Raw genomic sequence first — 20,454 nt, 5'->3', positions numbered from 1 at the left:
TTAACTCCCTAAAATTGGCAATGTGATGGTTGCCTTCGTGCCGACACCTGGCTGGCTTTCAATATCAAAGGTACCATGATGAGCTCGAATGATCGCTTTTACGACCATCAGCCCAAGCCCCGTTCCATGTTGTTTAGTGGTGACAAAGCCTTCTTGGACCTTGTTTAATTGCTCTTCGGTCATCCCTCGACCGTGATCTTCCACCACTATTATTAATTGTTGTTCAACTTGAGCAAGATAAAGATAAATGCAGGCGCCTCGCTCGGATGCCTCAATTGCGTTATTGACCAGATTTAATATCGCACCAATCAATACTTCTTGATTGCATTGCAGTAACCCCACTGCTAACTCACCCGCAGTAGTATCCAGTATGGCATTGTGCTGTTCCACCTGCTCTTGGGCACGCTCAATGAGTTTATCGCTAAACTCATGCAAATTAAGTTTTTCATCCAGCTTGATATCTGATTTGGAGAAAATCAGCATATCGCGAATTTGACGTTCTATGTTGTTTAAACGATCTGACAACTTACTAGAAAAGCGAATGCGCATGTCCTCTGACAAAGAATCTTTCTGTAAGTGCCCTGCATACAACATAGCAGAAGACAGGGGTGTACGAATTTGATGAGCCAAGGCCGCCACCATTTTGCCCATGGTCGATAGTCGTTCATGGTGCGCCAGTTGACGTTGTAATGAGTGGGTTTCGGTCAAATCCACCAGGATAATCAGCTGCCCCGGTACGTCCCCTAGTGACGATGTTTCTACCCGAACGCGACGACCTGTGACCATGGTAATCTCATGGCCATCGTCTTTCTGCGGACGAAAGCTTTTTGGCACTATCTCAGACCAAACACCACCCAAAATGGATTCACCAAACAAGCGATCCACAATCGGGTTGGTCATCACCACAATCCCTTCGGGGTTGAGCATCATGACACCGACCGGCATCGACCAAAACAACTGCTGAAACTGTTTCAGTAGAATCTTATTTTTCGATTCTTCCGCGCGCTTAGCTTGCTCTGCCTGCTCTAACTTTTCCGTCAGTCGCCGCACTTCCCCTTGTAACTCGGCATAGGAGCTTTGCAGCGAACGAGAGGTTTCCTCAAACAGCTCAAAAGCTTCTTTTAAGCGGGCAATTTCTTCATCCTTGTCCACTTAAAACTCCGATTTATCAATACGATAACGACGCATTTTTTCAATCAAGGTGGTGCGTTGAATCTGTAATAAATTCGCCGCTTGTGACACTACGCCATTGGAGCTGGTGAGCGCATGACGAATCAGTAAAGACTCCAAATGTCGCACATAAACATTCAGATTGACCCCTTGTGCACGGGGCATATTCGGAGATTCAGCCAGGCGGTTTAAAATGGGCATAATTTGGTCCTGACGCCAAGGAATGGGACAACACCAAATGGCATTATCCGTTTCAATTCCTTCGTGCGTCTGCAACCAAATAGAGGGCAGAGGCAAAGACAGCTGAGTCACATCCACTAAACTGCCGACCACAAAAAAGTCGACCAGTTCATCTTGTTGCGGATCCAACACTATCTCAATACCGAGGAAATGCAGGATCGGTGCAACAGCTTGACTCTCTTCTTGGCTGACACCAATTAAACAGGCTTTCATAATTCTCTATTAATGACCTTAACTAGCTTTAAACTTTAGCACAGAGTCACCCAAGAGACATGGTCTCAGCTCAGTAAAATGATAATAATTTCTTTATAAGGCAATGGTTTAACTGCTTAAGTTTTGCAACAGCTGGTCAAATTCTTGTTCCGCTGTTTGGCTGTCTTGCTGCCATGACAAACTCCCCAACAAAGGCGCCGACACCATATTATTCAGTGTTGCTAAGTTTTCTTCGTAGCAGTTCATTTCATTTTGACCACCGTTAGCGATCCAACCAGCAATCTGCAGACCATCACGACGGATCGCTTCCATGGTCAAAAAGGCATGATTTAAACAACCTAAGCGCATATCGACGACGACAATCACAGGTATGGCTAAACGCTTCGCCAAATCCGATAGCAGCTCGCGATCATTGACTGGTACACGCCAACCACCAGCGCCTTCGACCAAAGCAAAATCGTGCGGCGTTAGCAGGGTACCGCGAACAAAGCCCTCTAAGCGCGAAACAGTAATGATTTTGTTCTCTTTGGCCGCGGCAATATGCGGTGCAATCGGCGGCTCAAATACCACAGGATTCACCTGCTCATAACGCAGCGCAATAGAACCCGCCGCCTGAATCTGCAGGGCATCATCATTACGCAATTTACCGTCGATCATTTCTGCGCCAGCAGAAATTGGCTTTATCCCCATCGATCGCAACTCGCGACGTGCGGCTGCCTTAAGCAAGCCAACGCAAACATGAGTTTTACCGGCATCAGTGTCGGTTCCGGTGATAAAGTACTGCTGTTTAGCCATGATCTACCTTCATTAATTGAATAAATGCCACTTCATAGGAAAGCGGAATCCCTTGCGCTGTCGCCTGCTTAGCATAGGCCGCTTCAAAGGCTTTCCATTTGGATGGCGATGAAACACCGGAGTCGTCCGCGACTAAGGAAGCTCCGACTTTTTTAAGGGAGTAGACGGCCGCTTTGACACTGTCGAAGTGGACCGTCATGGTTCGTTGCTCAGCTTGCAACACGCTAAAACCTGCCGCCTTACACTGAGTCAACACCGCGTCTAATGCTGGATAATGATTATGATGACTGCGACCATCCACTTGCTGCCACGCTTGACCTAACTCTGACATGGAGCCAGACAATAGAGTCGATACCACGACTTGGCCGCGGTATTTTAAAACGCGATGCAACTCTTGAAATAACTGCTGTGGATGCAAACACCACTGAATCGCTAGACTCGAGAAGACGCCATCAAGCGAGTCATTTTGAAAAGGTAACGCTTCTGCATCAGCACAGACAAAACCAGCGTTAGGCAATCGCTGTTGCGCTTGTTGCAACATTGAAAAAGACAAGTCTAAAGCAACCAATTCCGCGGCCGGTTGAATTGCTTGCATCGCCGCGAGCGCCCGCCCCGTTCCGGTACCAAGGTCAAGCCAACGCTGATTTGGCTTGGCAGTGAACCAAGCCATCAGTTGCGTTAATACCTGTTCTTGAAAAAGTGCGTACTCATCGTAACTGTGTGCCGCTCGGGAAAAACTCGAAGCGACTTTCTGCTTATACGATTGATCAGATTCAGTGGAACGTGTTGTCATTAATGTATTGCGTTACTAGGGCCACAAACTGTGACGGATCTTCAAGGAATGGCTGATGCGCTATATCCGTTAGTGACACCACAGTTTGCAGTGGGTTGCTCGGCAAGGCTGGCACCACTTCAGACTCAACCACCAAGGCATCATTGACACCAAAAATATGTAAATTCGGCAAATCCAGCAAAGCGACTTCTCGGCGCACGTCTAAGGTTTCCAACAACGCCAAACCACGGATCAATGCTTCCGGATCAATCAGCTCTTTTGGCTGTAAACCCGCGAGCGTTTTGGTCAAGGCTTTAGAGTCTTGTGCCCCTTGCGTTTGCAGGGACAAAAAGCGACGTAAACCTTTTTCAGGGGACTGCTTCACCAGATCAAAAAACTGCGTGTAGGTGTCCTGCGCCATGCCCATCGGCCATGTTTTTGAGGCGACAAACTTAGGTGCACTGGCAATACTGATCACGCCTTTGACACAGCTCGAGCGGCGCGAGGCAATGTAGTTCGCTACCATACCGCCCAGCGACCAACCGATCCACCAGCAAGGCTTGGGCGCAGCACGGATTAATTGCTCAGCCAAGGCATCAATATCGTAATTGGGACCAAAACGGTTGGCTTTATGCCAATTTGGATCAACCGTCACGCCAGGCAGGTTGGCCAGCACCACATAAAAAGACTCACTGAGCAGCGTTGCCACCTCATGGAGTACTTCTTTTGGCATCGCCCAACCAGGCACGAAAAAAATCGCGGGATGCTTTGGATTACCAAAGGCTTGCGTTTCAATAGGAGTACGCATAGTGATCACTCAGAGACGTCATGGAAGATAGCATCAAGAGTATCACACAAATGCTCGACGTCCCCACGACTGTGCTCAGCACTTAGGGTAATTCGCAGTCTTGCCGTATTCGGTGGAACGGTGGGCGGTCGTATCGCTTTACACATAATGCCACGCTGCTCTAATGCATAACTGATCTGCAATGCTTGCTCACTCGAACCAATTAACAATGGCTGAATGGCACTGTCTGACGGCATCATTTCATAAGGCCACGCCCTTGCACGCTGACGCAACAACGCCACATGACTGGCGAGAGTTTGACGGCGTTGCTCACCTTCTGCTGAGCGAATCAGTTGTAAACTCGCCAGTACCGTGGCGGCAACTGCAGGCGGCATCGCTGTGGTATAAATATAGGGACGTGCAAACTGAGTCAGGTAGTCGGCCATATCATGGGAGCAGGCGACAAACGCCCCCGCCACGCCAAAGGCCTTACCAAAGGTGCCCATCAGAAATGGCACTTGCTGTGCGCTTAAGTTCTCTAGCGCTAAACTGCCTTTGCCATCTTCGCCCATACATCCTAGACCGTGGGCATCGTCTACCATTAACAGCCAGTCCTGTTTGGCTGCCAACGCCGCTAATTCTGCCAGCGGCGCACGATCGCCATCCATACTAAAAATGCCATCGGTCGCCAGCACGCCGGCTTGACCCAGGCTTGCCATGTGCTTAGCCGCGCTTTCAACATTGTTATGCAAATAGCGTTTAAAGGTGGCGTCACTTAGACGAGCCCCATCAATCAAAGACGCATGGTTCAGCTTATCCATTAAAATAGGGTGCTGTTTGCTACCCAACGCAGATATCACGGCCAAGTTAGCCATATAGCCCGTACTGAACAGTAGGACCCGCTCATAGCCAAGCCATGCACCCAGCGCCTGCTCTAACGCTTGGTGGGCATCTAAATGACCACACACCAAATGGGAAGCGCCACTGCCGACACCGTACTTAAGTGCGGCATCCGCCATAGCTTGTTTTAATTGCGGATGATTGGCTAAGCCAAGGTAATCATTGGAACAAAATGCCAAATAGTCTTTACCCGCTTGGCTTAAGCGGGTTGACTGAGGACTGGTGATTACCTTGGTTGACCGAAATAGATGCTGCTGACGGCGCTCATCAAGCGCATCGAGCATCCAATCCGGTGTCTTAAACGGTGGCATCGTAGAAAAATTTCGCTTCTTCTTGTGCTTTCGCTTGGGCAACAATGGATTCCTGTACCGCTTCGTCCGATACATCATGACGTTGCTCAGGTTGAATGCCCAACTTAGCGAACAACATGCGGTCTTTATCCGCTTCAGGGTTGCCCGTCGTTAGCAATTTCTCACCGTAGAAAATTGAGTTGGCACCCGCCATAAAGCACAGCGCTTGAGTTTGTTCGCTCATACCTTGACGGCCAGCGGACAAACGTACGTGCGACGTTGGCATTAGGATACGCGCCACCGCGATGGTACGGATAAATTCAAATTCGTCGAGATCATCCACGTTTTCCAGTGGTGTGCCTTCAACCTTGACCAACATGTTGATTGGCACGCTCTCAGGATGCGGCGTCATTTGTGATAGCTGACGCAATAGACCGACACGGTCTTTTTGCTCTTCACCCAAGCCCATGATACCGCCACAACAAAGCTTAACGCCGTTATCACGCACACGAGAAAGCGTGTCTAGACGCTCTTGGTAAGAACGAGTAGTAATGATGCTGTCGTAGAATTCAGGCGAGGTATCTAGGTTGTGGTTGTAGTAATCAAGGCCCACTTCTGCCAGCTGTTTGGCTTGCGCATCGTTCAAGGTACCAAGTGTCACACATGACTCAAGACCTAGCTGCTTCACGCCTTTGATCATTTCCAACACGTATGGGAAATCTTTTTCCGACGGGTGTTTCCAAGCCGCGCCCATACAGAAACGCGTCGCGCCTTTTTCTTTCGCCAGTTGTGCTTCTTGCAACACTTTCTGGACTTCCATCAGCTTTTCTTTCTCAAGCTCTGTATTGTAATGACCACTTTGCGGGCAGTACTTACAGTCCTCTGGACAAGCACCGGTTTTGATGGACAATAACGTACTGACCTGTACTTGGTTTGGTGCAAAATTAGCACGGTGAACGGTTTGCGCATGGAAGAGCAAATCCATAAATGGCATGTCGAATAAAGCTTGAACTTCTTGGCTAGTCCAGTCGTATCGAGGTTGAGTCGCAATAGTCACCGCTGAGGCTCCATAATTTTATTGTTGCAAGGAACGCAATACTAATGACCTTCTTACATCTGTCAACCAACTTAATCTCATCAGTTTACAATCGCACACTTTTAAAACAGTGCTATGTCTGCGATATCCGCCATGAAGGCCCCCTCTGCCAAAGCTGCCGTTCGCTCTTACAAGAGAATCACAGCCACTGCCAACGCTGTTCACGTCCAACCGCCCTAAGCATCCCCCTATGCGGCGAATGTCAAAGTTCATCACCCAGCTTTGATCGCATTATTGCCCCATTAAGATACGAAGGACTGTGTCGAGGTTTAATCCGCAAAGCCAAGTTTGAAAACCAGCCCCACCTATTGCGCCCACTGGTAGCGTTACTGGCGCAGCATATACAAGCAAAAGAGATTATCCTGCCTGACACTTGGTGTATTGTACCCACCAGTCAGCATTCGTTAGCTGAACGGGGCTATTGTCAGACGACTTGCATCGCTGATTTACTGCGACGATCTCTTGAGCAGCGCAACACTCAGCGTCTTCAACTAATGCGCCGTGTCGAGATCAGCGCACAACATACGCGCTCTAAACAAGAGCGCCAGACCTTATCCCATCGCTTCTTCTACACCAATCAATCTGTGCCTGAGCAGGTTCTTTTAATCGATGATATTGTCACCACTGGCAGCACGGTAGAAGCCTGTGCTAAAGCCTTGCGTCTTGCTGGCGCCAAACGAGTAACCGTCTTGGCTCTGGCGCGCACACCCGAATAAAGTCCAAGCAACATGGCATGAGCAATTCAATTTCGTTAGTATCGCCCTACCCTTATCCAATACAGTGATCGAGAAAGCGGCATGAACCAAGAACAACAGCAGTTGCTAACCGAACTAGATAAACAGCTTTTGTGGCACCCTTACACCTCCATGAGCCATCCTACGCCGCACTTTTTAGTGGAACGCGCTTCGGGTTGTGAGTTCCATCTCGCTGACGGCCGCACACTGATCGATGGCATGTCATCTTGGTGGAGTGTGATTCATGGTTACAGCCACCCAGCGATCAACCAAGCTCTGCACCAACAAATTGACGATTTCTCTCATGTGATGTTTGGCGGACTAACTCATAAGCCAGCCATCGAGCTAGGTCAAAAGTTAGTTGCAATGACGCCGCCAAGTCTCACGCGCGTGTTTTTCTCTGACTCAGGCTCAGTATCGGTAGAAGTTGCCTTAAAAATGGCGATTCAGTACTGGCACACGCAAGGCAAACCTGACAAACAGCATTTTGCCACGCCACGTTCGGGCTACCATGGCGACACCTTTGCCGCCATGTCCGTGTGTGATCCAGTGAATGGCATGCACAGCATGTTTAACCAAGCGCTCACGCCACAATGCTTTGTCTCGCCACCTCCTACGGGTATCGATGCACCAATCGACTCAAACTATTTAAAAGAAATTCGCGAAGCTTTTGCCGAACAGCATGAACACTTGGCAGGCTTTATCATTGAGCCTGTGGTGCAAAATGCTGGCGGTATGCGTTTCTACAACCCAGCGTATTTGGATGAGATTCGCGCCCTGTGTGATGAATTCAATATCTTGCTGATCTTTGATGAGATCGCGACGGGGTTCGGCCGTACTGGTAAGCTATTCGCCACTGAGCACACTAATATTGAGCCCGATATTATGTGTGTCGGTAAAGCACTCACCGGCGGTTACATTACCCTGGCGGCCACCATTACCAATGACAAGGTGGCGTTAGGTATCAGCGATCAAGGTGGCGTTTTTATGCACGGCCCGACCTTTATGGGTAACGCCTTGGCCTGCACCGCCGCAAACGCTAGCTTAGACTTGGTACAAAGCTACAATATTGAAGAGAAAGTCGCGCAGATCCAAGTATGGCTGGAAAGCGCGTTAAGCCCCTGTTTAGATCTGGATGTGGTGCTCGATGTGCGCTGCCTTGGCGCGATTGGCGTGGTAGAGCTTTCTCACCCCGTCGACCTACATAAAATTCAGCCGCTGTTTGTCGATAAAGGTGTTTGGATTCGCCCCTTTGGGCGACTGATTTATTTGATGCCGCCCTATGTGATCGAGCAGGATCAGATCGTTAAACTCGGTCACGCGATTCATGCTGTGATTCAAGAGCATTTCGCTTAACGGTCTTCTCACAAAACCTAGACGTCCCAAACAAAAAAACCGAGCGCTAGGCTCGGTTTTTTAGATCAGAACACTGACTACTGCTTCATACGTTCAGCTAGGTTGCCCTGTTCGTAGGCTTCCTCTTCGATGTGCGCAATATTGGTGACAATGTGTTCCGCGCGCTCGATACTTTCGATACTCAGCTGATCCACTTCCATCATTTGCTGACTTAAAGAAGTTGCCACATCAGCCTGCTCTGCGGTTGCCGAGTTGATCTGTGCGGTCATTTCAACAATATGGTGAATGGCTTGTTCAATGGCATTCATACTTTCCGCCACCTCACTAACCCCTGCAACGCCTTCGTTCGCCACGCTAGCACCTTTGTCAATCGCTTCCAGCACCGCTTGAGTATTGCGTTTCAGCTCTTCAGTGGTTTCGTGAATACTTTGCGTCGCATCCTGAGTACGAATGGCTAGCGCACGCACTTCATCTGCCACCACGGCAAAGCCACGGCCTGCCTCACCCGCACGAGCTGATTCGATCGCCGCATTCAATGCCAGCAAGTTAGTCTGCTCTGCGATATCACTGATCGAATTTACCAAACCATTGATGCGATCACTTTGCTTCGCCAGATCCTCTACCACACCTTTGGCTGAGTTGACCTCTTGGTAAACTTTCTGCATGGTCTCGCCGGTGTGTTTCGCCATGGCACGGCTGGCTTTGGCTTTATCTTCTACCGATGCAGTATCTTCAGCGGCAATGCGCACATTGTCAGCGATTTGATTGACGCTGGCCTGCAATTGAGTACTAGCCGACACCACCGTACGGAAGCTATCACGCTGCTTATTAAAGTTACCCAAATTCGAAGTTACACTGTTCTTCGCCTGCTGTGCCGTGTGTTGCAGCTGCTTAGACCCCACCATCAAACGATAACGAAAGGTAAACGCCGCCGCACTCTTATGCAATTGCGAGAAACTAAGCGCCACATTAGGCCCTACCGCTTTGTAGTACAGGTACTGACCAATAATGTTATGGGCCTCTGGCGGCAACTTAGCAATGGTTGAACGCAGTGATTGGCGCTGCGTTAAGTTTAAGGTCGCCCCCACAATCGCCAAAATAGGCGACAAAATTTGCCACCACAACCAAGGCGAGAATAACCCCATGATACCAAACACCACAAAGAAGATGGCATTTAACCAAGTTTGGCGCCACATCCAGCCTTTGAAACGCGGCATGGCAGGTACAGGGTGCTTGCCTGAGTTAACACGCTCATACACCATTTGCGCATGAGCTTTTTGATCATTGGTGACTTTCTGACGTACCGATTCATAGCCAATGACTTTGCCATTATCGATTAGAGGACTAACGTGCGCACTGACCCAGTAATGATCACCGCTTTTACAACGGTTTTTAACAATCCCCATCCAGCTACGACCCGCCTTTAGGTTTTCCCACATATCGGCAAACACCGCTGGAGGTACATCTGGGTGACGAATTAAATTATGCGGCTGACCAATAAGCTCTTCGCGCTCATAGCCTGCCACTTTACAGAAATCATCATTTACAAAGGTGATACGACCCTTCACATCCGTACTGGAGACAAGGGTGTAGTGCGAGGGAAAATCATTTTCCCTGTTTGTAACAGACATTTTACGCATAGCTTCTCTCGATAAATCTATCTAATCACTGCCCTAACCATAAGATTTACGTACATTTTTAGCAACAAAAAAGCATAAAAATAGCACTACTCATCATCAAAATCACGGTACGCGTCCGGCGCTAAATCCTCAAAGCGCGTAAACTTGCCAATAAACGCCAAACGGCAAGTGCCGATCGGACCGTTACGCTGCTTACCAATGATAATTTCCGCGATCCCTTTATGGGGCGTATCTTCGTGGTATACCTCATCACGGTAAACAAACGAAATAATGTCCGCGTCCTGCTCGATCGCACCGGATTCACGCAGATCCGAGTTCACCGGACGTTTATTCGGACGTTGCTCAAGACTACGGTTAAGCTGTGACAAAGCAATCACAGGACAGGTCATTTCTTTGGCAATGGCTTTTAGCGAGCGAGAGATCTCAGAAATCTCATTGGTACGACCTTCGCTGTAACCAGGAATTTGCATCAACTGCAAATAGTCGACCATGATCAAGGCCACACCACCATGCTCACGGGCAATACGACGAGTACGTGAACGCATCTCGGTCGGGCTGATGCCCGCCGTATCATCAATAAACAGCTTGCGGTCTTTGAGCATTTTCACCGCTGACATGAGTTTATCCCAATCTTCTTGAATCAATTGCCCAGAACGCATGCGCGTCTGATCGATGCGCCCCAAAGACGACAACATACGCATCATCAGCTGCTCTGCCGGCATCTCCAGACTGAACACCACCACAGGTAGCTCACTGATCATGGTGGCATTTTCCACCAAGTTCATGGCAAAGGTCGTCTTACCCATCGACGGACGACCAGCAACGATAATCAAGTCAGATGGCTGTAACCCAGAGGTCATGGCATCCAAATCGGTGAAGCCCGTACTCAGACCAGTAATCGAACCTTCGCGATGATACAACTCATCAATTTTATCAACGGTTTTACTGAGGATTTCTGCGGCGACACGCGGCCCGCCCTTTTTCTCACCATCGCCACTTAATTGGAAAATACGACGCTCTGCGTCTTCGACGATTTCCGAGGCAGTCATTCCTTCTGGGTGGTAAGCGCGGGTATTAATTTCGTTGGTGGTGCTGATCAGGCGGCGTAATACTGAACGCTCACGCACAATCTCAGCGTAGGAACCTATATTGGCGGCACTCGGCGTGGCTTCGACCATTTCAATCAGGTAAGCAATACCACCGATCTCTTCCAGCTCACCACGTTTATCGAGGCGCTCGCTGATAGTCACCACGTCGGCTGGCTCGGTCTCATCCGCTAAGCGCGCGATCACGGAGAAAATCGCGCGATGCTCTGGTCGATAAAAGTCATCCGCCATGACCACTTCTGAGACCTTCTCCCACGCTTGTGGGTCCAGCATCAAGCCACCAATGACTGAACGCTCAGCCTCAATCGAGTAAGGCGGTAATTTAATGGCGGAGACTTCTGAATCTTCTAATTGCACGTAACACTCTCTCGTGAGTCGGGGATAGACAAGACCACAAAGCTTATCACTCTAGCCTAGCTTTTCAATGCTGAATTTCGTCGTCAGACAGACATAAAAAAAGGCACTCCGCCTAAGCGGAATGCCTCTCTTTGAAGCTATAATTTCGTTTGAAATTATAGAGCTACAACTTCTAGAGTAACTGTAGCAGTTACTTCAGCGTGTAGTTGAACGTCAACTTCGTAAGCGCCTACGTTACGTAGAGCACCTTCTGGAAGACGTACTTCAGATTTAGCAACTTCAACGCCACCTGCAACGATCGCATCAGCGATGTCACGAGTACCGATAGAGCCGAATAGCTTACCTTCGTCACCAGCGTTAGCAGTGATTGTGAAAGTTTTGCCTTCTAGAGACTGTGCACGTACTTCTGCAGCAGCTTTACGCTCAGCAGCTTGAGCTTCAAGCTCAGCGCGACGCTCTTCGAAAGAAGACAAGTTTGCTTTAGTAGCCATCACAGCTTTTTTGTTTGGAATCAAAAAGTTACGAGCAAAACCTGGTTTAACAGCAACAACGTCACCGATACCGCCTAGCTTGCCTACTTTGTCGAGTAGAATCACATCCATCTCGATCACCTCTAAATATATTAACTAGCTTTTAATTGACGTCGGTTGGTTTAGATGACATTCGTCCACGAATGTTTACAAAGCTATCGACCACCGCAAGGAAGATCAAAATATTCGCGAAGTAAACGCTCAGTACCAAAATGCCAATCAAGTAAAATAGAACCAGACCGACCATCCCAATTTTCTTTAATGCCAGAATACCATGAACTAGTGCGAGACCAGGGATCACTAATGCTGGCACAGCAGCGCGAGACAACACCTCGAAACCACCACCTAGGCTTTCGCCCACCAGCACCATTGCACCGAGAATCAATGCAACCGAAAGAGGGAGTCTAAATTCATGAAACTCCTTCTTTAAACCACCTGGGTTGTACAAGCGTGCTTGCCAACGACGCGCTAAGAATAACGCTGCCACCGCAATGTACGCTTGCACTACAGACATGGCGATCACCGCCTGCTGGATAATTTCTTCCTTACTAGGAATCGCTACCCCTTCCTCATTATTGGTTAGGATCTGCTGAATCAGGTCTGCGACCATATCCAACAAGTCCGCCATGAGTAACGGCTGGATCAGGGATGATAGTACCGCAAGTAAACTTGCCCCTAACATCACCCAAGCCCAAGACACTTTTTCTCTTAGCACATAAGCCAAAACAAACGTGTCGATCAACACCATGAATGCCGTCGCATCACTTTGAATCACCCACAGCACAAGTGCTGGTAGGCCACCCCAAGCAAGTACGGGTATTCCGTCTTTTACACCTTTACGAAGTACTATCAGTCCGAGGACCGCAGCGCCCAGCCAAAACATCATAGGTATGATGCTGCAGATTGCTACCACTAGGATAGCATTCATGCGTTTTATCATTACCCAGTTAGCTAAACCGCCCATTAGATACTTCTTAGATCACTTATTAATTGAAGTGACCGTCAGTGTAAGGAAGCAAAGCGATGTAGCGAGCGCGTTTGATAGCAGTCGCTAGCTGACGCTGGTAACGTGCACGTGTGCCAGTAATACGGCTTGGTACGATTTTACCAGTTTCAGTGATGTAACCTTTTAGAGTGTCTAGATCTTTGTAATCGATCTCTTTAACGCCTTCTGCACTGAAACGGCAGAATTTACGACGACGGAAAAAACGAGCCATAATGTATCTCCTAATTAATCAATTATTCAGCAGAATCTTCTGCGTTGTCCGCAGCTTCTGATTTTTGCTCTTCACGCTGTGGAGCAGAACGACGCTCTTCACGGCTTTCAGATGCTTTGATTGGAGACACTTCAGTTACCGCTTCTTTACGACGGATAACTAGGTTACGGATGATCGCATCGTTGTAACGGAAAGTGTCGTTAAGCTCAGCCATCACACCTTCAGACGCTTCAATGTTCATAAGAACGTAGTGCGCTTTGTGGATTTTGTTGATTGGGTAAGCTAGTTGACGACGGCCCCAGTCTTCTAGACGGTGTACTTTACCGCCGTCTTCAGTGATCAAGTTAGTGTAACGCTCGACCATTGCTGGAACTTGTTCGCTTTGATCTGGGTGTACCAGAAACACGATTTCATAATGACGCATGATTGCTCCTTATGGGTTCTTAGTCTCCACGCTTCCCCCGTGAAAAAGCTGTGAGACAAGGAGTATGATTTACGGGGACGCGAATTATATACCGCCCTCACAAAATTAAAAAGCCTAAGCGGATAAAATTTAACCTTTTCTTTGGCTTCGCTGAAACTTGCTGAGTCTCTGACAAAGACAGGGAGGATTAGTTCAGTAACGCAAATCTAGACAGTCTAAACATTACTGGTTATGTTGAGTCGCTCTAATAATCATTCTAATTGGCTCATCAAACCAGCAAGGACTTGCTATGCCCGCTTTTGTATATTTGTTGCTCCCGATCTTATTTTGGTCCGGCAACTATGTGTTAGGACGCGTCACGGTATCGGATGGTATTGACCCTTATACCATTTCCTTTTTCCGTTGGAGCTTTGCCTGCCTACTGATTCTGCCCTTCGCCTATAAGAAAATCATCGCCGACTGGGGCTTGGTACAAAAACACTGGCCAATGTTGCTATTTTTCGCTTTTCTAGGCATCTGTAACTACAACCTATTTCTCTACATTGGCTTAAGCTCGACGACAGTGACCAACGCCGTCTTGCTGAACTCCATTATGCCAGTGATGATTCTGATTACCGCACGTCTGCTACTAGGTAGTAAAACCTCTACGTTACAGAACACCGGTATTTTAATTTCCACGGTGGGTGCTATTGTGATTGTTAGTCGTGGCAGCCTAGACACCTTTTTACATTTGACCATTTCCAGCGGTGATTTATGGATCATTGCCGCGGCAGTGAGTTGGGCAATTTATTCGGTGTTGCTGGTAAAGCGTCCGGCCATGAATATTTTAAGTTTCTTTGCTGTGACGGCAGTGATGGGCACCTGCATTCAGCTGCCGCTGTTTTTACTGTTCTCAAGCAGCAACATTGCCACACTAAGCGGAGCAAACTGGGGAGCGATTCTTTATATGGGGATTTTTGCCTCAATCGGGGCCTTTATTTGCTGGAACATTGGCGTGCAAAAATTAGGCGCCGCGGCAGCCGGTCACTTTGTGCACCTGCTGCCGGTGTTTAGTATTTTCTTATCAGTGCTGTTTTTGGGTGAGCAAATCGAAAGCTTCCATGGCGTCGGCATTCTGCTGATCTTTACCGGTATCGGCATTGCCACCATTTTGAATCAACGGGTAAAGCAGGAACAAGCCAAGGCTTAGTCCTACTTTCGATTCAAGCGTGCACTGATCACAATGCTTGAGAAGATCAACACTGTCCCAGAGATGGCGAGCCAATCTGGGACGTGTCCCCAAATCACCCAACCCCAAAAGCCTGCAAAGACAATCCCGATATAACTCACTGGCGACACCACGCTGGCAGGGGCATAGGTATAAGCCAACGTGTACAAATGCATTCCCCCATAGAGGGTGATCGACACGACTAAAACCCACAGCCAGGTATCAGAAGGAAGTGCCAAGCTCTCTCCTTGCCCAAACGCTAACGGCAACGACATCAGGGCGGAAAAAGCAAAGTAGACAAACATGGTCTCTTGTCCAGACACATGACTGCTTAGCATGCGCGTCGTCACCATAGAAAACGCCAAACCAACCGCCGACAAGAAGCCGATAATATGCCAAGGATTGAAATGCTCTGGCGTCGGATTAATAACCAGCGCCACACCAATAAAGCCGATTAAAAGCGGCAACCAACGGGCTTTTGGGATCATCACCCGATGCATAATCAGCACCACAAAGGGCACACATAAAGGCGCACAAGAACGCAACAGGGAAGCCTCCACCAGCGGGATATGATTCAACGCCCAGTAGTAAAATAAGAAGCCCGCAAAACCACCAAGACTGCGTAAGAAGTGTGCCTTAATCACATGCCAAGGGCGACGCTGCCATTTACCCCACATCTGAGGGAATAAAACCGCCAGACAAAATAGGCTTTGCCAAAACACCAGAACGGGCACCGCGATTTGGGTTTGCACCTGCTTCGCTGCCACCGCAGTGATCGACATAATAAAAGCGTAGGCAATGGTGGCGTAGATGCCTTTTTTAACCAGATAAATATCGCTCACGGACATTTCCTTTCGGATAGAAGAACAGCAGACGAAGAACAGCGAATCAAGCCGCTATCATCGCTTTATTTAAGGGAAGGTGAAATATGCAAATAGCGATTAAACGGCGAATCCGGTGGTGTTTCGGACAATATTATTGCATCAGCTTGTGCGACAACCTGGCCCTCTTCCAGCAATAACACTTGGCCGCCTAATAACAGAACGTCCGAAGGGCTGTGCGTCACCATAATTGTGGTCCACTGGTATTGCTCAGTCAGTTGTTTAATTAGGTGCAACATATCCGAGCGCAGCTTCGGATCCAGCGCACTGAAAGGCTCATCCAATAACAGAATCGGTTTTTCGCGCACCAGCACACGGGCAATGGCCACACGCTGAGCTTGGCCACCGGATAACTGATCTGGATACTTGGCAGCAAAGGCCTGCAACTGAACCTGCTCTAGCGCCCAGCGCACCTTCTCCTTTTGCTCTGAGGTCAATATGCGAGACGGTGATAAACCAATGGCAATATTGTCCCACACACTGAGTTGAGGAAATAAATTATCACTTTGAAACAAGGTGGTAATAGGTCGATCGTAAGGTGCCAATGGCAGCAACTCTTGCGCATCAAAGCGAATACTGCCTTGTCCTTCGATATAGCCACCGAGTAACGCCAATAAGGTACTTTTACCGCCACCGCTGGCTCCTAAAATGGAGGTGCAACCTAGCTCTAGCTGCGCCTGATAGCTGGCCTGAAAATCTTGCCAACGATAGCTTAAATCAAACGACAACACGGCGACCTCCTACGAAGCGATTGATGGAATAAAACAAACTTAAGCACAATAAAATCAACACCACCGCGACGCAGGCGCCCTGCTCAACTCGATAGGAACCAATCAATTGATACAAATACATGGGTAAGGTTTCTAAGCCTTTGGAACCGAATAAAGCCACCACCCCAAGATCCCCGAGACTGAGTAACACCGCATAGGCCAAACCTTGCGCAAGGGATGAGCGAATTTGCCCCCACTCCAAGCGAAAGCGTGCCCAACCGACCACATGCATTTGCGCGTATAGATGACGGAAGCGTTTTTCCTGCTGATAGATGGTCGGCATGATGGCACGCAATACAAATGGCAACGCCATCACAGCATTGACCCACACGACAATCCAATAGGCGTGCTTAATACTGACACCAGCATTACGGAACAGCAGAAACAGGCCCGTTGCCAGCACCAAACTTGGCACCATCAACACTAAATTGCCAGACTGCTCCAGCTTTTGCGCCCACCAATCGCCACGCTGACGCCAGCGTAAAGTGCGCACCAGCGCCGCCAGGCTTAATCCGATCAGTAATGATAGAACGCCAGATGGCAAAGCAATGCGCAGCGAGTGCCACACCGACCACCATAGATCACCCGACCATAAGGTTTGCCAAAACAAGGCCGTCACCACGGGAGCAAGAATCGCCACAAAGGGCGGCAACACCCAAAGCAGCACGATTGCTAGGGTGCTAAAGTCAACGACCTTGGCCACCCCACTGGAGCGCATGGCTAACCGTTGCCCTTGATATATGCTCACATCCTGACGGATCGGCGGCGCCAGTTTATACACCGCCAACGCCACCAAAGAACAAATCGCCACCTGTAATAACGATAAGTAACTGGCTTTGTTTAAATCAAATTCAAAACGCAGCGCCTGATAAATGGCCACTTCCAAAGTGCTCGAACGGGGCCCGCCACCTAGACTCAGCACCACGGCAAAACCGGAAAAGCACAACATAAAAATCAGCAGAAACAAGCCTGGCAGATTCTTTTTCAGATAATGCCATTCAATTAAGCGGAACACATGCCAACGACTAAAACCTAACTGACTGGCAAGCCGCCACTGGGCGTCTGGAATCAATTGATAAGCCTGCAAAATCACCCGTACCGCCAATGGCATATTGAAAAACACATGGGCCAATAAAATGCCACCTAGGCCATACAAGGGAAACGGAGTACCGAACAACGAGGTAAACCAGCCATTACGGCCATAGACCACCACAATCCCCAAGATAGCGACAATGGTCGGCACCACAATGGAAATGGCAAACAGAGACAAGAGTGTTTGACGACCGATAAAACGTCGATGAAACAGGCAAGAAGCCATGGGAATGGCCAACAAGATACTCAGCAAGGCACTTAAACTCGCTTGAGTAAAGGAAAAGCGCACCACTCGCCATGTGTAAGGATCGGCGAGATAACGCCCCCAAGAACTAGGGGACGCGTACTCTAGCAATGCTACCAAAGCCGCAGCGGCGATCACCAAATAAAGCGAAACGCCCAGCCAAGCTGGGCGTAGATAAGGGGAGAAAATCAAAGCTTATCGAGTCGTTGCTTCCAACCATTCATTGATCCAAGCTTGACGCTGCTGTGCCACTTGCTCAGCCTCTAGCGTCAATACCTTGGTCGGTTGTGGTTGTGAGGTAAAAGCTTCTGGCAGTGGATCCACATTGCTCATCACTGGGTACATCCAGTTACCGGTTGCCACCACGTTTTGGAAACCAGGCTCTAGGATAAATTGCATAAACTGTTCAGCTAACGCTTTATGAGGTGCATTTTCTAACATAGCCGCCACTTCGATCTGTGGGTAAAAACCTTCGCTCGCAGTAGCTGCTTTGTACTTATGTTCGCCCTCAGCAACGATATGGTAGGCCGGTGATGTGGTGTAACTTAGTACCACGTCCGCTTCCCCTTTTAGGAACAGGCTGTAGCCGTCATACCAGCCTTTGGTCACCGTCACCGTATGACTTGCCAATTTCGCCCATGCGTCCGCCGCTTGATCACCGTACACAGCTTTCATCCATAGCAGTAAGCCTAACCCCGGCGTTGATGTACGAGGATCTTGGTAAATCACTTTCAGGTCTTGGTTTTCAACCACGTCTTTTAGGGAGGTTGGCGCTGTTGCAAGCTTTTCACTGTCGTAGATAAAAGCAAAGTAGCCTTGATCAAACGGAACGAAGTTTTCATCACTCCAACCACCTGGTGTGGTGACGTTAGAGGTATCGACACTGTGTTTCGCCAGCAAACCCGTTTGCTTCGCCGCTTCCATCACATTTAAATCAAGGCCAAGCAACACATCCGCTTCTGATGCCTCACCCTCAAGTTGCGCACGTGACAAAATACCAACAGACGAATCCAGCGCCACAAAATTCAGTTCACAGTTACATTGTGCTTCAAAGTTCGCTTTGATCTTTGGACCAGGGCCCCATTCCGATGCAAACGCATCGTAGGTGTAAACCGTTAAGGTTTCAGCAGATACCAAAGACGTCGCCAATAAGGCGGTGGTACCAAACGCAAGAGATTTGAAAGACGCCAAAGAATTAGAAAACATAGTCGCTCCTAAGTGAGCGGCGTATAACTGGATGGGCAAGATGTGAAGGGCTTGCTATCTCAATTCCTACGCCAGCATGATCTGGTTCAGGTTCAATGGGTTAACCATCAATGGTTTCTCAGCGGCCAAAGCCACACCCCATGAGATACATTCGCCGCTATTCTAGCAGAGGCTCTACAGATAGCTAACTGTTGTTGCTCTTTAAATAGTCTAATACACGTGCCAAAGCCCCTTGATTGGCTTTAGCATTGGCCAAGGCTTTCTGGCCCATGGTTTGGCGCACATAGATATTCTTCAGATACAGCAGCTGATCCACCAGCTCTGTAATCGAGTGCACTCGAAGCGCCCCTTGATCGTGAATCAAGGACTCAGTGATCTCGGCAAAATTGAAGGTATGCTCCCCCACGATCACAGGTTTAGCTAAGATCGCAGGCTCGATTGGGTTGTGACCGCCCCGCTCAATCAGGCTACCCGCTACGAAAGCCACATCAGACATGGCAAAATAACGCATCATTTCGCCCATGCTATCCCCCAGTAACACATCTGCCTGAGCCCAAGTGTCCAGCTGACCATCGGAGCGACGCTCAACTCGAAAACCACTCTGTTTCGCCTGCGCAAACACCTCATCAAAACGCTCTGGATGACGCGGCACCAAAATCAGTTTGGCATTAGAGAGCTGGCGTTTTAAAGATTTGTGCGCCGCCAAAATAAGCGCATCTTCCCCTTCATGGGTACTGGCCGCGATCCATATAAACTCACCTTTCGCAGCTAAGGCTTTACGCCAAACCGGGACTTGAGGATCATCCGGCGCTATCACATCAAATTTGATATTACCCACCACCGGCACGTCTTGCGCCCCCAACGCCTTAAAACGCTCTGCATCCGCTGGCGCATGCGCTAAAAAGCGATCCGGCAGAGCCATGAGAGGGCGAGCAAAAAAAGCAAATTTTTGATAACGCTTGGCGGAACGCTCACTTAAGCGAGCATTGATAATCTGAATGGTCATACCTTGGGCCTTGGCGGTCTGTAACAGGTTAGGCCAAAGCTCGGTTTCAATAATCGCCAATTGCGGACAGCTCAATTTACTCAAAGCACGCTGCACACACATCTTGTGATCTAAAGGTAAATAGCGATGCTGCACACGATCTGCAAACCATTTCTGCACCTGTTCCGCGCCAGTAGGCGTGACTGTGGTGATCAGTAATTGTTTGCCTGGGTTGGCTTCAAGCCATTGCGTTACTAGTATTTTCGCCGCCAGAACTTCACCGACAGAGGCGCAATGCAGCCAAAGATCTGCTTGCACAGGCCCCCACTTACCAAGCGCTTCTTGCACTCGATAATTGTCATAGCACTTGTGAAAGCGCCAAATACGTCGCGCGATAAATGGCGACGCTAAGGCAAGTAACAGACGATAGAGCCACATAGTT

At 48.8% G+C, this 20,454-nt stretch carries 21 protein-coding genes and 1 riboswitch; of the genes, 3 read left to right on the top strand and 18 right to left on the bottom strand.

The genetic code is table 11. The features are described 5' to 3' along the window. The 7 genes from ACOSVP_RS01315 to bioB all read right to left on the bottom strand — a co-directional run bounded on the left by ACOSVP_RS01315 (window position 1) and on the right by bioB (window position 6,161). Complete coding sequence (locus ACOSVP_RS01315) at window positions 1–1,152, bottom strand: sensor histidine kinase (protein ID WP_487345713.1); 1,152 nt, start codon at window positions 1,150–1,152, stop codon at window positions 1–3. Beyond that, window positions 1,153–1,623, bottom strand: coding sequence for a helix-turn-helix domain-containing protein (locus tag ACOSVP_RS01310; RefSeq protein WP_487345712.1), 471 nt, complete (start codon window positions 1,621–1,623; stop codon window positions 1,153–1,155). A 108-nt stretch (window positions 1,624–1,731) separates the two neighbouring features. After that, the gene (gene bioD / locus ACOSVP_RS01305) at window positions 1,732–2,418 is read right to left on the bottom strand and encodes a dethiobiotin synthase (protein ID WP_487345711.1); all 687 of its coding nucleotides are present in this window, start codon (window positions 2,416–2,418) and stop codon (window positions 1,732–1,734) included. Further along, window positions 2,411–3,211: a malonyl-ACP O-methyltransferase BioC gene (gene bioC / locus ACOSVP_RS01300; RefSeq protein WP_487345710.1), complete on the bottom strand. Its 801-nt coding sequence runs from the start codon at window positions 3,209–3,211 to the stop codon at window positions 2,411–2,413. Before bioC ends, bioD begins: the two co-directional genes overlap by 8 nt. Continuing rightward, complete coding sequence (locus tag ACOSVP_RS01295) at window positions 3,192–3,998, bottom strand: alpha/beta fold hydrolase (RefSeq protein WP_487345709.1); 807 nt, start codon at window positions 3,996–3,998, stop codon at window positions 3,192–3,194. Before ACOSVP_RS01295 ends, bioC begins: the two co-directional genes overlap by 20 nt. 5 nt (window positions 3,999–4,003) lie before the next feature. Next, window positions 4,004–5,188 carry an 8-amino-7-oxononanoate synthase gene (gene bioF / locus ACOSVP_RS01290; RefSeq protein ID WP_487345708.1) on the bottom strand — a complete coding sequence of 395 codons (1,185 nt, stop codon included), beginning with the start codon at window positions 5,186–5,188 and terminating at the stop codon, window positions 4,004–4,006. Continuing rightward, window positions 5,175–6,161: a biotin synthase BioB gene (gene bioB / locus ACOSVP_RS01285; protein WP_487345913.1), complete on the bottom strand. Its 987-nt coding sequence runs from the start codon at window positions 6,159–6,161 to the stop codon at window positions 5,175–5,177. The genes bioF and bioB overlap by 14 nt, the downstream gene beginning before the upstream one ends. Window positions 6,162–6,268: 107 nt before the next feature. Between bioB and ACOSVP_RS01280 the strand changes: the two genes are divergently transcribed. Continuing rightward, complete coding sequence (locus ACOSVP_RS01280; protein WP_487345707.1) at window positions 6,269–6,979, top strand: ComF family protein; 711 nt, start codon at window positions 6,269–6,271, stop codon at window positions 6,977–6,979. 81 nt (window positions 6,980–7,060) lie between these two features. Further along, window positions 7,061–8,353: an adenosylmethionine--8-amino-7-oxononanoate transaminase gene (bioA, locus tag ACOSVP_RS01275; protein WP_487345706.1), complete on the top strand. Its 1,293-nt coding sequence runs from the start codon at window positions 7,061–7,063 to the stop codon at window positions 8,351–8,353. 77 nt (window positions 8,354–8,430) lie between these two features. Here the strand turns inward: bioA and ACOSVP_RS01270 are convergent, their stop codons facing one another. The 6 genes from ACOSVP_RS01270 to rpsF form a co-directional block, all read right to left on the bottom strand. Then, entirely contained in the window at window positions 8,431–9,984 is a 1,554-nt protein-coding gene (locus ACOSVP_RS01270) for a methyl-accepting chemotaxis protein (RefSeq protein WP_487345705.1), read from the bottom strand. A gap of 95 nt (window positions 9,985–10,079) precedes the next feature. Continuing rightward, the gene (gene dnaB / locus ACOSVP_RS01265; protein ID WP_487345704.1) at window positions 10,080–11,456 is read right to left on the bottom strand and encodes a replicative DNA helicase; all 1,377 of its coding nucleotides are present in this window, start codon (window positions 11,454–11,456) and stop codon (window positions 10,080–10,082) included. A 155-nt stretch (window positions 11,457–11,611) separates the two neighbouring features. Continuing rightward, a complete protein-coding gene (gene rplI / locus ACOSVP_RS01260) occupies window positions 11,612–12,058 on the bottom strand; it encodes a 50S ribosomal protein L9 (RefSeq protein WP_487345703.1) in 447 nt (148 codons plus the stop codon). 31 nt (window positions 12,059–12,089) lie between these two features. Next, window positions 12,090–12,950: a hypothetical protein gene (locus ACOSVP_RS01255; protein WP_487345702.1), complete on the bottom strand. Its 861-nt coding sequence runs from the start codon at window positions 12,948–12,950 to the stop codon at window positions 12,090–12,092. A gap of 22 nt (window positions 12,951–12,972) precedes the next feature. Beyond that, window positions 12,973–13,203 carry a 30S ribosomal protein S18 gene (gene rpsR, locus ACOSVP_RS01250; RefSeq protein ID WP_055461955.1) on the bottom strand — a complete coding sequence of 77 codons (231 nt, stop codon included), beginning with the start codon at window positions 13,201–13,203 and terminating at the stop codon, window positions 12,973–12,975. A gap of 22 nt (window positions 13,204–13,225) precedes the next feature. After that, window positions 13,226–13,627 carry a 30S ribosomal protein S6 gene (gene rpsF / locus ACOSVP_RS01245; protein ID WP_487345701.1) on the bottom strand — a complete coding sequence of 134 codons (402 nt, stop codon included), beginning with the start codon at window positions 13,625–13,627 and terminating at the stop codon, window positions 13,226–13,228. A gap of 289 nt (window positions 13,628–13,916) precedes the next feature. Between rpsF and ACOSVP_RS01240 the strand changes: the two genes are divergently transcribed. Beyond that, window positions 13,917–14,816 (top strand): DMT family transporter, encoded by a 900-nt coding sequence (locus tag ACOSVP_RS01240; RefSeq protein ID WP_487345700.1) that lies wholly within the window; start codon window positions 13,917–13,919, stop codon window positions 14,814–14,816. A 2-nt stretch (window positions 14,817–14,818) separates the two neighbouring features. On the opposite strand, the gene ACOSVP_RS01235 is transcribed toward ACOSVP_RS01240, so the two are convergent. The 5 genes from ACOSVP_RS01235 to ACOSVP_RS01215 all read right to left on the bottom strand — a co-directional run bounded on the left by ACOSVP_RS01235 (window position 14,819) and on the right by ACOSVP_RS01215 (window position 20,450). Next, window positions 14,819–15,676: a DMT family transporter gene (locus tag ACOSVP_RS01235; RefSeq protein WP_487345699.1), complete on the bottom strand. Its 858-nt coding sequence runs from the start codon at window positions 15,674–15,676 to the stop codon at window positions 14,819–14,821. 65 nt (window positions 15,677–15,741) lie between these two features. Beyond that, the gene (locus ACOSVP_RS01230; RefSeq protein WP_487345698.1) at window positions 15,742–16,446 is read right to left on the bottom strand and encodes a thiamine ABC transporter ATP-binding protein; all 705 of its coding nucleotides are present in this window, start codon (window positions 16,444–16,446) and stop codon (window positions 15,742–15,744) included. Then, window positions 16,433–18,013, bottom strand: a complete 1,581-nt coding sequence (gene thiP / locus ACOSVP_RS01225; RefSeq protein WP_487345697.1) for a thiamine/thiamine pyrophosphate ABC transporter permease — start codon at window positions 18,011–18,013, stop codon at window positions 16,433–16,435. Before thiP ends, ACOSVP_RS01230 begins: the two co-directional genes overlap by 14 nt. A 3-nt stretch (window positions 18,014–18,016) precedes the next feature. After that, window positions 18,017–19,027, bottom strand: a complete 1,011-nt coding sequence (gene thiB / locus ACOSVP_RS01220) for a thiamine ABC transporter substrate binding subunit (protein ID WP_487345696.1) — start codon at window positions 19,025–19,027, stop codon at window positions 18,017–18,019. Between the two features lie 45 nt (window positions 19,028–19,072). After that, a riboswitch (TPP riboswitch) is annotated at window positions 19,073–19,178 on the bottom strand. 33 nt (window positions 19,179–19,211) lie between these two features. Beyond that, complete coding sequence (locus ACOSVP_RS01215) at window positions 19,212–20,450, bottom strand: 3-deoxy-D-manno-octulosonic acid transferase (RefSeq protein WP_487345695.1); 1,239 nt, start codon at window positions 20,448–20,450, stop codon at window positions 19,212–19,214. Window positions 20,451–20,454 lie beyond the last annotated feature (4 nt).

The sequence above is a fragment of the Marinomonas sp. HM11-D genome (genome assembly GCF_057626615.1).
Note: the sequence above shows the minus strand (reverse complement) of the source record. Positions and strands in the feature narration are given on the sequence as shown.

Bases quoted from the DNA above. Each gene is read 5' to 3' on its own strand.
- bioA (WP_487345706.1), top strand. From the start codon at position 7,061: ATGAACCAAGAACAACAGCAGTTGCTAACCGAACTAGATAAACAGCTT.
- ACOSVP_RS01270 (WP_487345705.1), bottom strand. From the start codon at position 9,984: ATGTCTGTTACAAACAGGGAAAATGATTTTCCCTCGCACTACACCCTT.
- ACOSVP_RS01255 (WP_487345702.1), bottom strand. From the start codon at position 12,950: ATGGGCGGTTTAGCTAACTGGGTAATGATAAAACGCATGAATGCTATC.
- bioF (WP_487345708.1), bottom strand. From the start codon at position 5,188: ATGCCACCGTTTAAGACACCGGATTGGATGCTCGATGCGCTTGATGAG.
- ACOSVP_RS01280 (WP_487345707.1), top strand. From the start codon at position 6,269: ATGACCTTCTTACATCTGTCAACCAACTTAATCTCATCAGTTTACAAT.
- thiB (WP_487345696.1), bottom strand. From the start codon at position 19,027: ATGTTTTCTAATTCTTTGGCGTCTTTCAAATCTCTTGCGTTTGGTACC.
- rplI (WP_487345703.1), bottom strand. From the start codon at position 12,058: ATGGATGTGATTCTACTCGACAAAGTAGGCAAGCTAGGCGGTATCGGT.
- ACOSVP_RS01295 (WP_487345709.1), bottom strand. From the start codon at position 3,998: ATGCGTACTCCTATTGAAACGCAAGCCTTTGGTAATCCAAAGCATCCC.
- ACOSVP_RS01215 (WP_487345695.1), bottom strand. From the start codon at position 20,450: ATGTGGCTCTATCGTCTGTTACTTGCCTTAGCGTCGCCATTTATCGCG.
- bioC (WP_487345710.1), bottom strand. From the start codon at position 3,211: ATGACAACACGTTCCACTGAATCTGATCAATCGTATAAGCAGAAAGTC.
- ACOSVP_RS01310 (WP_487345712.1), bottom strand. From the start codon at position 1,623: ATGAAAGCCTGTTTAATTGGTGTCAGCCAAGAAGAGAGTCAAGCTGTT.
- bioD (WP_487345711.1), bottom strand. From the start codon at position 2,418: ATGGCTAAACAGCAGTACTTTATCACCGGAACCGACACTGATGCCGGT.
- rpsF (WP_487345701.1), bottom strand. From the start codon at position 13,627: ATGCGTCATTATGAAATCGTGTTTCTGGTACACCCAGATCAAAGCGAA.
- bioB (WP_487345913.1), bottom strand. From the start codon at position 6,161: ATGCCATTTATGGATTTGCTCTTCCATGCGCAAACCGTTCACCGTGCT.
- ACOSVP_RS01240 (WP_487345700.1), top strand. From the start codon at position 13,917: ATGCCCGCTTTTGTATATTTGTTGCTCCCGATCTTATTTTGGTCCGGC.
- rpsR (WP_055461955.1), bottom strand. From the start codon at position 13,203: ATGGCTCGTTTTTTCCGTCGTCGTAAATTCTGCCGTTTCAGTGCAGAA.